10 protein-coding genes are annotated in these 15,118 nt (G+C 63.5%); 7 read left to right on the top strand and 3 right to left on the bottom strand.

What is annotated here, in order from left to right; all coding sequences use genetic code 11:
• Window positions 1–11: 11 nt before the first annotated feature.
• The gene (gene argS, locus ACP5M5_RS04555; protein ID WP_427935829.1) at window positions 12–1,793 is read right to left on the bottom strand and encodes an arginine--tRNA ligase; all 1,782 of its coding nucleotides are present in this window, start codon (window positions 1,791–1,793) and stop codon (window positions 12–14) included.
• A 42-nt stretch (window positions 1,794–1,835) separates the two neighbouring features.
• Window positions 1,836–3,014, bottom strand: coding sequence for a deoxyguanosinetriphosphate triphosphohydrolase (locus tag ACP5M5_RS04550; protein WP_427935827.1), 1,179 nt, complete (start codon window positions 3,012–3,014; stop codon window positions 1,836–1,838).
• Between the two features lie 50 nt (window positions 3,015–3,064).
• On the opposite strand from ACP5M5_RS04550, the gene ACP5M5_RS04545 reads away from it, so the two are divergent.
• The 7 genes from ACP5M5_RS04545 (at window position 3,065) to ACP5M5_RS04515 (ending at window position 10,373) form a co-directional block, all read left to right on the top strand.
• Window positions 3,065–3,424: a HesB/IscA family protein gene (locus ACP5M5_RS04545; RefSeq protein ID WP_427935826.1), complete on the top strand. Its 360-nt coding sequence runs from the start codon at window positions 3,065–3,067 to the stop codon at window positions 3,422–3,424.
• Between the two features lie 12 nt (window positions 3,425–3,436).
• Window positions 3,437–4,216: an exodeoxyribonuclease III gene (xth, locus tag ACP5M5_RS04540; protein ID WP_427935824.1), complete on the top strand. Its 780-nt coding sequence runs from the start codon at window positions 3,437–3,439 to the stop codon at window positions 4,214–4,216.
• A 350-nt stretch (window positions 4,217–4,566) separates the two neighbouring features.
• Window positions 4,567–6,306, top strand: coding sequence for a PQQ-dependent dehydrogenase, methanol/ethanol family (locus ACP5M5_RS04535; RefSeq protein ID WP_427935822.1), 1,740 nt, complete (start codon window positions 4,567–4,569; stop codon window positions 6,304–6,306).
• Window positions 6,307–6,365: 59 nt separating this feature from the next.
• The gene (locus tag ACP5M5_RS04530; protein WP_427935820.1) at window positions 6,366–6,926 is read left to right on the top strand and encodes a c-type cytochrome; all 561 of its coding nucleotides are present in this window, start codon (window positions 6,366–6,368) and stop codon (window positions 6,924–6,926) included.
• Window positions 6,923–7,591 carry a hypothetical protein gene (locus tag ACP5M5_RS04525; protein ID WP_427935818.1) on the top strand — a complete coding sequence of 223 codons (669 nt, stop codon included), beginning with the start codon at window positions 6,923–6,925 and terminating at the stop codon, window positions 7,589–7,591. Before ACP5M5_RS04530 ends, ACP5M5_RS04525 begins: the two co-directional genes overlap by 4 nt.
• Before the next feature lie 72 nt (window positions 7,592–7,663).
• Window positions 7,664–9,289, top strand: coding sequence for a thiamine pyrophosphate-requiring protein (locus ACP5M5_RS04520; RefSeq protein ID WP_427935816.1), 1,626 nt, complete (start codon window positions 7,664–7,666; stop codon window positions 9,287–9,289).
• Window positions 9,290–9,332: 43 nt separating this feature from the next.
• The gene (locus tag ACP5M5_RS04515) at window positions 9,333–10,373 is read left to right on the top strand and encodes a C-terminal binding protein (protein WP_427935814.1); all 1,041 of its coding nucleotides are present in this window, start codon (window positions 9,333–9,335) and stop codon (window positions 10,371–10,373) included.
• A gap of 18 nt (window positions 10,374–10,391) precedes the next feature.
• Here the strand turns inward: ACP5M5_RS04515 and ACP5M5_RS04510 are convergent, their stop codons facing one another.
• Complete coding sequence (locus tag ACP5M5_RS04510; RefSeq protein WP_427935812.1) at window positions 10,392–15,026, bottom strand: beta strand repeat-containing protein; 4,635 nt, start codon at window positions 15,024–15,026, stop codon at window positions 10,392–10,394.
• Between the last annotated feature and the right edge of the window lie 92 nt (window positions 15,027–15,118).

Here is a 15,118-nt window from a genome sequence, read left to right as displayed (position 1 = left end):
GCATGCCCCCTTCAACGCATCTCTTCGACTGGCGCGACCCCCATGACAGCGAGGCCGGAGCGGATCACCACCGCCATCGCCGCCACCAAGGCAAGCCGCGCGCTGGTTTCCGCGGGCCGCTCCGGCTGGATGAAACGCAACGTCGCGGCCTCTCGTCCACGGTTCCACAATATATGAAAATCGCTGGCTAAATCATAGAGAAAAAACGCGATCCGATGTGGCTCGTGGGCGCGTGCGGCGCCTTCGACGAGGCGCGGCCAGCCGGCGAGGCGGCGGATCAGCGCGAGTTCGGCGTGATCGGTAAGGCTCTCGAGGGCGACGCTTGCGAGCGCCTCTGGGGTGGTGGGGAAACCCTGTTCGGCGGCATGGCGTAGCACCGAGCGCGCGCGAGCATGCGCGTATTGGACGTAAAATACCGGATTCTCGCGCGTCTCGGCCACTGCCTGGTCGAGATCGAATTCCATCTGCGCGTCGTTTTTGCGCGTCAGCATGATGAAGCGGACGACATCGCGCCCGACCTCCTCGATCAGATCGCGGAGCGTGACGAAACTGCCGGCGCGCTTGGACATGCGCACCGGCTGGCCGCCCTTCAGCACATGGACGATCTGGCAGAGCAGCACATCGAGCGTCGCCCCATCGCCGGCGAGCGCGGTGATCGCCGCCCGCAGGCGCGCGACGTATCCCCCGTGATCGGCGCCCCAGACATCGATCAGTGTGCGAAAGCCGCGCCCGATCTTGTCGGCGTGATAGGCAATGTCGTTGGCGAAATAGGTCGCCGAGCCATCCGATTTGCGCAATGGCCGATCGACGTCGTCGCCAAAGAGCGTCGCACGGAACAGGGTCTGCTCGCGCGGCTCCCAATCCTCGGGGAGCTTACCCTTGGGCGGCTCGAGCACCCCCTCATAGATCAGCCCGGCTTGCGCGAGCCGGCCGATCACCGCCTCGACCGCGCCGCTCGCAACCAGCGCGCGCTCAGAGGTGAAGACATCCGGACGCACCCCGAGACGCGCGAGATCTTCGCGGATTCCCGCCATCATCGCGGCGACCGCGAAATCCCGCACGGTCTCGAGCCAAAGTTCCGGCGGCGCGATGCCACCGTCCGCAGCGGCGAGGCTCCGGCCATGATTTTCAGCGAGTGCCGCACCGACCGCGATCAGATAATCGCCCCGATATTGCAGGCCAGAGGGTGCTCGCGCGGCGAAATCCTCGGCCGCGATTTCGCTTCCGATCGCCTGCAGATAACGCCAATAGGCGGCCCAGGCGAGCGCCGTGACCTGTGCCCCGGCATCGTTGATGTAATATTCCCGGGTGACCTCGTACCCGGCCTTGGCGAGCAGATTGGCGAGAGCATCGCCGACCACGGCGCCCCGGCAATGGCCGATATGCATCGGCCCGGTCGGGTTGGCGGAGACATATTCGACATTGACCCGCTGCCCCGTGCCGATTTCGCTATCACCATAGGCCTCGCCGGCGGTGAGGATGGCCGGGATGACGGCATGGAGAGCCGCGGGGCGGAGGCGGATATTGAGAAAACCCGGCCCCGCGACCTCGGCGGCGGCGATTTCGGGGGCGGTCGCGAGCGCTTTGGCGAGCGCGTCGGCGAGCGCGCGCGGCGGCATCCCGGCCGCTTTCGCCGCCACCATCGCAACGTTGCTCGCCATGTCGCCGTGCGCCGCCTCACGCGGCGGGCTCACCTCGATGCGCGCGAGAACATCTTCGGGCATGGCGGGCGCGCTGGCGGCAAGGGCGGCGCGGATGCGCGCGCCGATCTGCGCGAAAAGATCGCTGGTCATAATATATCTGCTTTCAAGGAAAGGGCGGGCACGCGCGACGCCTCAGCCAGAGATCGCGATATCGGTGAGGCGACGATGTTCGTCCATCGCGAAGCGGTCGGTCATGCCGGCGATATAGTCGGCAACGATCATCGCTGCCCGCGCCGATCCCGGCTCCCCCGCCCGCGCCCGCCATTCATTGGGCAGCAATCCGGGGTCGCCATGGAACATGCGAAACAGCTCCTCGGTCAGCCGGCGCGCCTTGCTGGTCATGCGGTTGACCCGCCAATGGCGATACATGCGCGCGAACAGAAATGCCCGGATCGCCTGATTGGCATCGGCGACGGCGGCGCTGAACGCTATCACCGCGGTTTTCGCCCGCCGAATATCGTCGGCCGAGCCCGGCGCGAGGGCGGCGAGGCGGTGGCGCGATGAGGCGAGGAGGTCGGAAATCAGCGCATTGATCACCCGCCGGATGGTCTCGTGGCGGAGCCGCGGCGGCGGCATATCGAGGCTCGCCCGCCCCGCGTCCGCGAGCGCCGCGCCGACGATCGGCAAGTGCGCGATATCGCCGAAATCGAACAGGCCGGCGCGCAGTCCGTCATCGATATCATGGCCATGATACGCGATATCGTCGGCGAGCGAGGCGAGCTGCGCCTCGGCGGACGCGAAATTTCCGAGATCGAGCGGATGGCGCGCATCATAATCGGCGACATAGGCCGGCGGGTGGGGGAGGGGGCCATTATGCTTGGCGAGCCCCTCGAGCGTCTCCCAGGTGAGGTTGAGGCCATCGAAGGCGGCGTAGCGGCTTTCGAGCAATGTGACCACCCGCAAGGACTGGGCGTTGTGGTTGAAGCCACCGAACGGCGCCGCCGCCTGCGCCAGCGCCTCCTCGCCGGCATGACCGAAGGGCGGATGGCCGAGATCATGGGCGAGCGCCAGCGCCTCGGTCAGATCCTCGTCGAGGCCGAGGGCGCGGGCGCAGGAGCGGGCGATCTGGGCGACCTCAATCGAATGGGTAAGGCGGGTGCGGTAGAAATCCCCCTCGTGATTGACGAAGACCTGGGTTTTGTATTGCAGCTTGCGGAAGGCGGAGCTGTGGATGATGCGGTCGCGGTCGCGCTGGAAGGGGCTGCGCCCGATCGCCTCGGGCTCAGGATGAAGCCGGCCGCGGGAAGTCTCAGCGCGGACGGCGAAAACGGCCAAGGCGTGCATGTCGGTCATGTCGGCGCGGGATAGCATCCCGGTCGGGGCTCTTCAATCCGCGCCCATGCGCGCCTATCTTCGCTCCTATGAACCTTACAGCCACCCCGCCCCGCTTTCGCCTTGCCCCGCGCGCCGCGCGCCGCGTCGCCGCCCTGCTCGCCGCGCCGGCCGCCGGTGGCGCCGCGCCGGCAGCGCTCCGCGTCGCCGTGCTCGCTGGCGGTTGCAACGGCCTGCAATACCGCTTCGATCTCGATGAAACGATCGCCGCCGATGACGTGGTGATTGAAGAAGAGGGGGCGCGGGTCGCCATCGACCCGGTCAGCCTCGATCTCCTCGCCGGCGCCGAACTCGACTATGTCGAAGAATTAATGGGTGCCTATTTCAAGGTCAAAAATCCTAACGCCACCTCTTCCTGCGGTTGCGGCACCTCGTTCGCGGTCGAGTGAGTGGCCGCGCGCGTGAAGATCACCACCTGGAACGTCAATTCGATCCGCAAGCGTCTGGGTCAGGTGCAAGCGTGGCTTGCCTGCGAACAGCCGGATATCCTGTTGCTCCAGGAGCTGAAATGCGAGGCGCGGGATTTTCCCGAACTCGAGTTCGCGGCGCTCGGCTATCGCGCCGAAATCGTCGGCCAGAAAGCCTATAACGGCGTCGCCGTGCTCGCGCGCATCCCCTTTGAGGTCAGGCTGCGGGCCTTGCCTGGCCTTGCGGCCGATGGCGATGGCCCGCCGGAGGCACGCTATATCGAAATCGAGGCGGCGGAGATGGTGATCGGCGGGCTTTACGCGCCGAATGGCAATTCCGGCGGCGTCGAGGGCTATCGGCGCAAGCTCCGCTGGCTGGACGCACTGATCGCGCACGCGCGCGCCCTCCTCGCCGCCGATACCCCGCTGGTGCTCGCCGGGGATTTCAATATCTGCCCCGATGACGACGATCTTGCCCCCGGCGCGCTCGCCCCCGATGACGCGCTGGTGCGCCCGGAAAGCCGCGCCCGCTTCCGCACCCTGGTCTGGCTCGGCATGACGGACGGCTTGCGCGCGCTGACGCCGGAGGGGCCTATCTTCACCTTCTGGGACTATCAGGCCGGCGCCTTTGCCGCCGATCGTGGCCTGCGGATCGACCATGTCCTGCTGTCGCCGACGCTGGCTGAGCGCCTCACGGCCGCCTCCGTCGACCGCGCCGCCCGCGCCGCCGAACAACCCTCCGACCACGCCCCGGTAAGCGTCACCTTGGCTTAGCGCGTGATTTCTTGAAATTGGAGTCGTTTTTGGGATGGCATCTCGGGCAAAGGCGGTCTGGGGGCAACCTGGTTGCCGCCTGCAAGATCATTTTTCTATGACGTGATTTGAAACTTTACGCGTGCCGCCGGGCATGCTCTATTTTCCCGCGTGACGTGACGATGGCGATACCAAGCCTGCACGAGAGTAAAACACGCGGGTAAAAGCCGCAGAACGCGGGTGTAACCCTCGCCGGTGCCTTGCCTACGCCATCGTGCAGAGCGTCGTCGAAAACCGGCGTTGAAAAATCGACGCCAAAAAGCAAAGGGGAATGGTCCATGGCGTGGAATAAGCGCAATAAGTATTGGCTGTTGACGGCCGCGAATGTGGCGGGTCTGGCCTTGGCGCTCGGCTTTGCGGCGCTGCCGGCGCGCGCCGGCGACATCACCGATCAGCAATTGCTGAACGCCGATCAGGATGCCGGCAACTGGCTTCTCCATCACAAGGATTATGCCGCACATCGCTTCTCGACGCTTGATCAGATCAACGCCGGCAACGTGAAGAATCTGAAGGTCGCGTGGACGCTACAGCTCGGTGGCCTCGAGGGCGGCGGCATCTGGACGCATGGCGGGCTTGAGGGAACGCCACTCGCCGAGGACGGCATCCTCTATGTCACCGACGGCTGGGGTTCGGTCTACAAGATCGACACCCATGGCGGCGAAGGCAAGCTGCTGTGGAAGATGGACCCCAAGACCGATCACGACTGGGCGGGCGCGATCGCGTGCTGCGGCGTCGATAATCGCGGGGTTGCGCTGTGGCATAATCTCGTCATCTCCCACACCCTCGATGGCCGCTTGGTCGCGACCGACAAGGAGAGCGGCAAGATTGTCTGGCAGCGCCAGGTCGCCAATCCCGACAAGGGCGAGGTCGTTACCGGGGCGCCTTTGGTTGTGAAAAACCTCGCGATCACCGGCGTCGCCGGCGCCGAATATGGCATTCGCGGGTGGATCGCGGCGACCGACCTCACGACGCAGAAAGAAGTCTGGCGCACCTACACCATCCCCGGCAAGGGCGAGCCGGGCAGCGACACTTGGAAGGATGATCACGATGCGGCCGCGATCGGCGGCGGCTCGACCTGGGTTACCGGCAGCTATGATCCGGGAACGGATACGATCTATTGGGGCGTTGGCAATCCCGGGCCGGATTGGGATAGTGCGTATCGCCCCGGCGATAATCTCTACACCGACAGCACGCTCGCCCTCGATCCTGCGACCGGCAAGATCAAATGGCATTTCCAGCACACGCCGAATGATGCCTTCGATTACGACAGCGTCGCTGAAAACGTCCTCGTCGACATCAACGGCAAGCATCTGGCCTTGGAAGCCGATCGCAATGGCGTTGGCTATGCCGTCGATCGCACCAATGGGCAATTCGTCTGGGCACAGCCTTTCGTCAAGCAATTCACCTGGACCTCGGGGATCAATCCGCAAACCGGCAAGCCGATGGAGTATGATCCGAGCAAGCCGGTTCAGACCTATAACGCCGCGGTGACGCCGACCCGGGAAAACAAGGTGACGATGATTTGCCCGGGCAATATGGGCGGCAAGAACTGGCCGCCGACGGCCTATAATCCCAATCTCCATCTCTGGTATATTCCGGTGATCGAAAGCTGCAACCGGATCACCGTCGAGGCGATGGTGCCAGGCAAATCCTTCAAGCCGCGTGAATTCTTCACCGGCGGCGGGCCGAGCGATCCGGTGCGTATCACCGGCAGCATCACCGCGATCGATGTCGCGACCGGCAAGATCGCCGGCAAGGCGGAGACGCCGTACCCGATGCTCGGCGGGATTTTGGCAACGCCCGATCTGGTGATGGCCGGGCAGCCGGATGGCAAGGTGATGGCGCTCGATGCCAAATCTCTCGCTAAGCTCTGGGAGTTCAACACTGGCGGTGGCGTCAGCGCGCCGCCGATGACCTTCAGCGTCGATGGCAAGCAATATATCGCGCTGCTCGTCGGCCAGGGCGGCGCGTGGGATAAATGGTTCATCGACGGCACGCCGGAACTGAAGCGGATTGCGCCAGGCTCGATGCTGTTCGTTTTCGGCCTTTGACGGAAACCGCCCCGGCGTCACCGGCGCCGGGGCGGGATCGATAATGGATCTTGCCTGACATGGTCACACGTCTGCCGCGCTTGCTCGGTTCTGCGCTGTTTTTCCTGCTGTTCGTGTCCCCCCTGCTAGGCTGGACGCAAAGCCCGGCCGTTCCCCCGGGCTCAACGCCAGAGGCGGCAACAAGCGGCGATCTCGCCGAGGGCAAACGCCTCTATCGTATCAACTGCGCCGGCTGCCATAAATGGCATGGCGGCGGCGGCGGCGGCTATGGCGGCGATGCGTTATCGCTCCGCAAAACCAAGTTCGATCGCGCACAGATCATCGAAACCGTGAGCTGCGGCCGCCCCGGCACCGGTATGCCCTATCATCGCCGCGACGCCTATCAGGACGGCGCCTGTTATGGCCTCCATGAGGACGATGTCGTCGGCAACGGCATGGTGCTGGCCGCGAATAATTTCCTCCGGCCGCAGGAGATCGGCGCGATCGCAGATTACGTGCTCGCCGATATCAAAGGCCATGGCGAGCCGAATTATCAGGAGTGTCTTGCCTTCTTTGGCACGGGATCGCGCGTTTGCGATATTTATGCGCCGGGCGGCGGCGAGCAGAAAGCGGCACCATGACGACGCGTCAGGCTTTATCGCAGGGCCTCGTGCTTTGCGTCCTCGCTCTGTTCCCGATCGCGGCGGTGCAGGCTGGCGAAAATAGTGAGGCGGGCGATCTTCGCGAATTTCGCATTGGTATGAAAATCGCCGATCTGCCCGCAGCCGGCTATCGTGATTTCGTCTGTGCCGCCGATCCCGCGCAAAAGCTCGCTGATTGGGCGGGCTATCTCGCATGTCCGGCCGATGCCAACGGCTGGCGTGAGATTGGCTTTCGCTATGACCCCGGTGCCAATCCGCAACCGCGCTATAATGATCCGCGACCGGGGACGCGGGTTGCGGGGCACCCGGTTGCGCTTTCGTTATTTGTGACTGAGGGCGAAGTGGTTGCTATCCGCATCAAAACCGACTCCGCAGCGCCGCTTTATCTTCACAAGAAGGCGTTCCTGCTCGCCGATCAGGTGATGGCACGCTACGGGCAGGAGGGTTGGACATGCGTCAAGGCGGCGCCAGGCGGGGACGCCGAACCGCTCGGCGGCGTGTTCATCAAGGAGCATTGCGAGAAAAGCACGCCTGCGCGCCATCTCATCGTCGATCGCGCGCTGTATCGCCATCCTGGCGCGGATGTGCGCAATTTCGTCAACAGCAGCGAAATTCTGATCGAAGGCGTGGCGACGAAGCCCTGACCGGCGAGCGCGGTTTGCGGCATTAGTCAACCGACCCTATGATCACGCGCGTCACGGCTGGGGAGAGAAACGATGAAACTGGGTCAGGCGGTTGCGGAAATCATGAAGCGCGAGGGGATCGAGATCCTCTGCGGCTACCCCGTCAATCATCTCATCGAATTCGCCGCCGCGGTCGATATCCGCCCGGTGATGGTGCGCCAGGAACGGATTGGTCTGCACATGGCGGACGCGATCTCGCGCGTCACCTCGGGGCGGAAGATCGGCGCGTTCTGCATGCAGCACGGGCCGGGCAGCGAAAACGCCTATGGCGGCGTCGCGCAGGCCTATAGCGAATCGGTGCCGCTGCTCGTCATCCCGCAAGGCTATCCGCGCCGCATCGCCGGCATCGACCCCAATTACAGTTCGACGCGCGAGATGCGCGGCATCGCCAAATCGGCGGAATGGGTCGCGGTGCCAGCGGAGTTGCCCAACATCATGCGGCGCGCCTTCTCGCGTCTGCGCAATGGCCGCGGCGGCCCGGTGATCGTCGAAGTGCCGACCGACATCTGGAACGAGGAGATCGGCGATTTCGACTACAGCCCGGCGATCCGCGCCCGCACCGCGCCCGATCCTGCCGATGTCCGCCGCGCCGCCGAACTCATCCTCGCGGCGCGGCGGCCGGTGATCTATGCCGGCACTGGCATCCACTGGGCCGAGGCTTGGCCACAGCTTCGCCGCTTTGCCGAACTGATCGCCGCCCCCGTCACCACCAGCATCGGCGGGAAAAGCGCGTTTCCCGAGAACCATCCGCTGGCACTCGGCTCCGGCGGCAATGCTATTCCGAAGCCGGTGCATCATTTCATCGCCGAGTCCGATCTGATCATCGGCATCGGCTGTTCGTTTACTGAAACCAATTTCGGCATTCGCTTTCCGAAGGGCAAGCGCTTCATCCAGGCAACCCTCGATCCCGACCATCTCGCGAAGGATGTTCCGATCGTCGCCGCCCTGCTCGGCGATGCCGCGCTCACATTGGAAGCATTGATCGGCGAGCTGTCGCAAACCCTCAAATCCCCGCGCGATAGCAGCGAAATCGCCGCCGAGATCGCAAGCGTGCGCGAAGGCTGGATGGCGGAATGGCAGCCGAGGCTGAGTTCGAACGAAACGCCGCTCAGCCCCTATCGGGTGATCGCCGAATTGATGCGTGCCGTCGATCCGAACCAGACCATCATCACCCATGACGCCGGCAGCCCGCGCGATCAGATCTCGCCGTTCTGGGTCTCCACCGCGCCGCTTTCTTATCTCGGTTGGGGTAAGACGACGCAGCTCGGCATGGGGCTTGGCTTGGCGATGGGGGCCAAGCTCGCGAAGCCGGACAAGCTTTGCATCAATGTCTGGGGTGATGCGGCGATCGGCTTTACGGGGATGGATTTCGAGACCGCGGTGCGCGAGCGGATACCCATTCTCTCGATTCTTTTCAACAATTTTTCGATGGCGATCGAGCTCAAGGTGATGCCGATCTCGACCGAGAAATATCGTGCGACCGACATTTCCGGCGATTACGCGGCGATGGCGCGGGCGTTTGGCGGCTATGGCGAACGGATCACCGAGCCCGGCGACATCGCGTCGGCGATCCGGCGCGGCATTGATGCGACAAAAGCCGGAACGCCGGCTTTGCTCGAATTCATCACCGGAAAAGAGACACGCATTTCGAAGTTCTGAGGTCGCGGGCGCACGGTGCCCGACAGGAAAGGGGGGTCAGCGGATGGCCAAATTCAAGATCGCAACCCATGCCGGTGCGAGTTTCACCGTCGCCGGCGGGTATGACTATGAGAGGGAGCCGCTCGCCGGCTTGGATGTCGAGATCATCGAAACGCCGGCCAACGAGAAGGATTTTCTCGAAGTCGCGCGCGACGCCGATGCCATTTATGCCAAGGGGATGAAGATCACCAAGGAGATCATCGATGCCTTGCAGAAATGCCGAGCGATCGTGCTCGGCAGCGTCGGCGTCGATAGCGTCGATGTTGCCGCGGCGACAGCGCGCGGCATCCCGGTGACCAACTGCCCCGACACTTTCATCGAGGAAGTCGCCGATCACGCAATGGCACTTTTACTCGCGGGGTTTCGCCGCGTCGTCGAGCAGGATCGCATGGTGCGCGAAGGACGCTGGCGGGAGGGGCGGCCGGCGCTGCTGCAAATTCCGCGCCTGATGGGCCAGACCCTCGGCTTCATCGCGTTCGGCCATGTCGCCCGCGCGATGGCGCGCCGCGCCAAACCCTTCGGTCTGCGCATGATCGCTTATGATCCGTTCATCGAGGAACTGGTGATGCCGGACTATGATGTCGTGCCGGCGACCCTCGAAGAGGTCTTGCAGCAATCCGATTTCGTCTCGCTGCATGCGCCGGCAACGCCCGAGGCCGAGGGTATGCTCGGCGAGGAGCATTTCAGGCAGATGAAAAAGACCGCGATCTTCATCAATACCGGCCGCGGCGCGACGGTGCGCGAGGAGGGCCTGATCAAAGCGCTGCAGGAGGGCTGGATCGCGCATGCCGCCCTCGATGTTTTGGCGACGGAACCGCCGGGCAACAACAATCCGCTGCTCGCGATGCCGAACGTGACGCTGAGCGCCCATGTCGCCTCCGCCTCGGCGCGGTTCGATCCGGCGCGCAAGCGCCACGTCGGGCGCGAACTGGCGCTCGTGCTCTCCGGCCGCTGGCCGATGAGCTGCGTCAACCCGGCGGTGCTGATGCGCTCGGAGCTGCGGCGCTGGCAGCCGGTATCGATGACGCGCGGGCCAAATAGCTGAGAATGGCGCGCGCCCAAGTCAGTAATGCTGGACCAGCGCGTTCGTTAACGCGAGATGGGTGTTGTCGGTGAGCAACAGATTCAATTGCAGTATACCCGACGGGGTCGGCAAAGCCCAGGCCTTTGCCACCGGCAGCCCGTTGCCATAGCCCTCGAGCTCGAAGACGTCACCGAGGATTTGCAAGTTGTTGAGAATGTCGGTGCCGCCGGGATGGCTGCTCAGCAGATAGAAAGTGGTGTTGCCGAGGCCGAGATTGGCCGTGGTCTCACCGCTCCCGAGCGTGATTGCGCTGGTGCTGTTGCCCGGGTTGAGGACAGCATTGCCGGTGCCGGCAACGAAGGTTTCGTGGCCTGTGCCACCGGTGAGGGTGAGGTTGCCGGACCCGCCGGTGATACTGAGCGCGCCAGCGCCGCCGGTGATGCTCGCCGAGCCGGTTCCCCCGATGAAGGTGATCTCGCCAGCCCCGCCAGTGAGGGTGACATTGCCGGCGCCGCCCATCACTGTCACCGCGCCAGTGGCGTTGATGGTGTCATTGCCGGCACCGAGTTGGATCACATCGCTGCCGTTGCTGTTCAAAACCTCGTTACCAGAGAGGGTGATGGTGTTCGTGGTACCGGCATCGGTGGTGATCAGACTCGCGCCCGCGGCGGTGATGGTATTGGCGCCGGTTGCCGCAAAAATCGTGTCCGCGCCGAGACTATCGAGGTTCGCCCCGGCGCCGGCGAGCGTGACCATGTTGCTGCTGCCCGCCCCGGTGGTGATGGTGGCGGCGCCGGCGACGAAGATTACGTTGCTGCCGGTGGTCGCCGATATGGTATCGGTACCAAAACTATCGAGTGTCTCGCCGCCGGCGAGCGACACGCTGTTTGCGGAGCCAGCCGCGGTAACGATCTGATCCCCCGCGGCCCCGGTGACCGAAAGCCCGCCGGCGCCGCCGAGAATGGTATTGTCACCCGCCTGATCGAGGAGCGTGAGCGCGGCCGTGCCGCCAGTGATGAGATTGCCTGATGTGGTCAGCGTTTCCGTCCCTGCGGCGCCAACCGCGGTGACTGCGGAGGGGCTCTGCACCGTCGCGCTGAGCGCGGGCAAAGCCGGCTCGTTGGCCAGCAAGGTATTGTCGGCGATCGTCGCCGGGCCCGAGGCGATTTGCGCTGACGTCAGACCGTAAATGGCATTGCCCTGAATTTCCGCTTCAGTCGTCGTGTCGTTCATCACCGCGAGCGACGAGGGTGAGGCGAGATCATTGAGCAAGATGTTGCCGCTCACGGTGAGGGTGGAGTTGGGATAGATCCCTCCTTCCTCGCCATCGGAAATCATCGTCGGATTCTCGGAATTCGGCCCTTTCTCGATCAGATTGTCGACAATGGTGGCGTTGCCGCCATTGGGGAGATCGATCGCGTAGCTCGCGGTACCACTTGGCCCGTCGGCGATGGTGCTGTTGGTGATGATGGTGTTGAGCGCGCGGCTCTTGATCTCGTGGCCGACCTGAGCGTCGGTAAAAGTGCTGCCGTTGACGAGCAGAGTTCCGACCTCGTTGACGTAGAGATTATGCGTATAGCCGGTGCCCGAGCCGTTATCGGAGAAATAGGAATCGTTGATGATGATGCTGCCGGTGGGATCGGGGTTGGCAAGCAGCCCGTCTTGATTGCCATAGAAAGCGTCGTGGTTGAGCACGAGATTGCCGCTCTCATAGCGGATGCCAGCACCATTGCCGCCCAACGAGGCCGGCACAGAAGCGCCGGTGAAGGCGAGGTTATCGACGGTGATATTGCCGGTGAGATCGAGAATCCCCTTGTCGTTGGGCGGGGTTTCGGTTGCGACAAAGGTTGCAGTGCCGCCGACGCCCTGGATCGTCACGTTGCCGCTGATGGTCGCGAAATCATTGGTGTAGGTGCCGGCCTGGATATCGATGGTATCGCCGCTCTGGACCACGGCCGCGGCCTGGGTGAGGGTTGCGTATTCCTGCCCCGGCCCGACGGTAAGCACCGAGGGTTGCGCAAGGGTATCTGACGCTGTCAGATCGGCTTCGAGAAAGAAGGACGGGCTCAGCGCCGAAGGCGCGATGCCGCTCAGCGTGACGCTGTGGTCAGCACCGATTTGCAAGACCGTATCGCCGGTGGAATCGATCGTCGCGGTGCTGATGATGGCGGCGATCTGCGTGTTACTGAGCGCCTGGCCGGTGCCGGAGACAAGATCAATAACGTCGGTGCCAGGCTGAAACCCGGCAATGGTATCTTGGGCGGCAAGCGCGGTGTTGAGCACGAAGGTTGTTGCGACCGGCACCGAGGCCGGCGGCGTTGCGCCATCATAGAATGACTCGGGAACGACGGTGCCGGCTTGGAGGTAATTGTCACCGGCGCCGCCGATGATGGTGTCGTTGCCGGGGCCGGCGAAAATGTAATTCCCTTGATCGCCGCCGGTGAGCACGTCATTTCCCGTGCCGAAATTGGCGAGAATATTGATGCCACCATTGCCGCCTTGCAATGTGACGTTGGCGTTGCCCTCCTCGACGATGAGCTGATCCGCCGTCCCGGCGCCCTGATCGATTTCCGGCGCAGTGCTGTCGAAGGTGAAGAGATTGCCGAGCGTGAGCAGGTTGCCGTCCGGCAGCCGTGGCACGATATCGAATTGCGGCTGCGCTTGGATCGCTGCCGCGCTGGTGTAGGGCGCGCCGCTTCCGGAAAGCCAGGCATAAGCCTGCATCGCTTCTGGCGAGCCGGTGACCGAGATGATGCCGGCGAGCGCTTGCAGCCGATCGGCGCCATAGTCGCCTTCGCTCATCGACCAGCCGCTGCCGTTGGAGGGGCCGTAGATTTGCGTGTTGGCCTCGATCGCGCTCCAGGTTTGCAAGGGCTGCGCATACGCCCAGGAATTGGTCGTCGAATCCCAATAGATCTGGCCATTCCAGGAGACGCTATTGGGGAACGCGGCGGTGACGTAATTGATCGCGTCATGGCCGAGATTGAGAACACTTCCGGCGATGTAATTGGTTGCCCAGTTGAGAAAGGTCACCGCATTCTGGTTGCCCATCTCGGCCGCTTGCACGGCGGTGCTGATGAAATAATCCTGCTGCCAGGGGGCGAAAGCGTAGCCATATTCGAAGGTATCGATGATATAGCCGTGCGCCTGGCCTTCGAGCGCCGTCCAGGTCGGGATCTGGCTCGCGAGCCAGCGCCAATTATCGTTCATCACCTGGGTGAAATAGGCTTTTTCCGCCGAGCCGGTCGGGTTGGCGTAAGCCGCCTCGTCGATCTCGCGCAGAGTCCAGGCGGCGCCGCGCACCTGGTTGCCGAAAATCACATTGTCATTGCCGGTGCTGTTCAATGCGCCATCGCGCATCGCCGGCCAGAGCGAGGTGATCCCGAACGCCGCCTGTGCGTTGAGCGCATCGAGATAGGATTGATCGCCGGTGAGAAGATAGGCGTCATAGAAAAGATCCGGCTGATGCGCGGTATCGGGTGTCCAGCCGTTATTGGTCGCGCTCGCCGGCTGGGTCGGAAGGGTTGAGCTATCATCCCAGCCATCGGTGCGGATATTCGGATATTGGTTGGTATTGAGCCAGGCGCTTGCCTGCGGGTTATAGAAATTCCACGGAATACCGGCGCCGACATCGGCCTGGCCGAGGGCGTATTGCGCGGCCGCGGCATTCTGGGTCATCAGCCAGAGCGAATTCGCCTGCGTGGTCGGGCCGATATCGGGGCGCCCGCCGGTCATCGGCATGTATTGCGTGATGCCGTCGGTCGAAAGCGGCGCGTTCCAGCCCGGCTGCGCGACGCTGCTCGCCTCGCTCGCGACATAGGAGGCCGGCACGCCATCGACGAGATCGTAATTGGCGATCGCGCCGGTCTGCTCGAGATAGGCCATGTCGTGCTGGACATTGACCGCGGGCGCGCTGGTCCCCGTGTAGACGACCTGATTCCAGTCCTCATATTGATATTGCGTCAGGTTGCTCACCTGATAGACGGTTTGGCCGCCCTGGGTGATGCTGGCATTATAGGTGAGTGTTCCGCCGCTCGCCTGCATCGCGAGGTCATTGTCGAACTGGACATTGGTGCGGAACGTGCCATTGGCATAGGCAGTGACGTTGAAGACCATACGGAGCGAACTGGTGACATCGGTCTGAAACTGGACCTCGGTCGCGTCCGGGCCTTGTTTCAGGGTGGTGGCGCTGCCGCTGGCCACGGCCTGGGCATAGAGATTGGCGACATTGAGCGTATACGTGCTGCCGCCTTGAACGGCGATGGTGACGCCGAGATCATAGCCGGTGGCGGCGATTTCCTGGCCAATTTCAACCGGCGCCGCTTGTGTTGTGCCCGTCGGCGCCAACGCCAGCATCACCCCGACGGTCGCACTGGCGGCGATGGCGGGCTGCAACATGGTGATCGTCGCGGTCTCGGCGGAACCGTCCGGATAGGTGGTTTTGACATCCATTTGCACCGGGATGTCGGTGCCGTTGACGATCGCGACCAACTGGCTCCCAGCTGGGACGGCGCCAGCCTTGAACACCTCCCCGAAGCTGATGTACTGCGCCGATAATGGGTCGGCGGTGGGGTTTTGCAGATTGAGCCCAACGATCTCCCCCGGATCGATCGGCTGCGGTACCACAGGCGCGATGAGGGAATTGCTCTGAAGCTGAGCGGATGTGCCCGACATGAGATGTTGCCTATCGCTGTTGAGAGGGTCGCGATGCCAAGCCCGGATGGCGAGTGACTCTGTTTTTCGATGAAGATCCAAATAAGAGATGA

It is taken from the genome of Acidibrevibacterium sp. (genome assembly GCF_049965395.1).
Lineage (GTDB): Bacteria > Pseudomonadota > Alphaproteobacteria > Acetobacterales > Acetobacteraceae > Acidibrevibacterium > Acidibrevibacterium fodinaquatile.
This window is presented reverse-complemented; position numbering and strand designations above follow the sequence as displayed.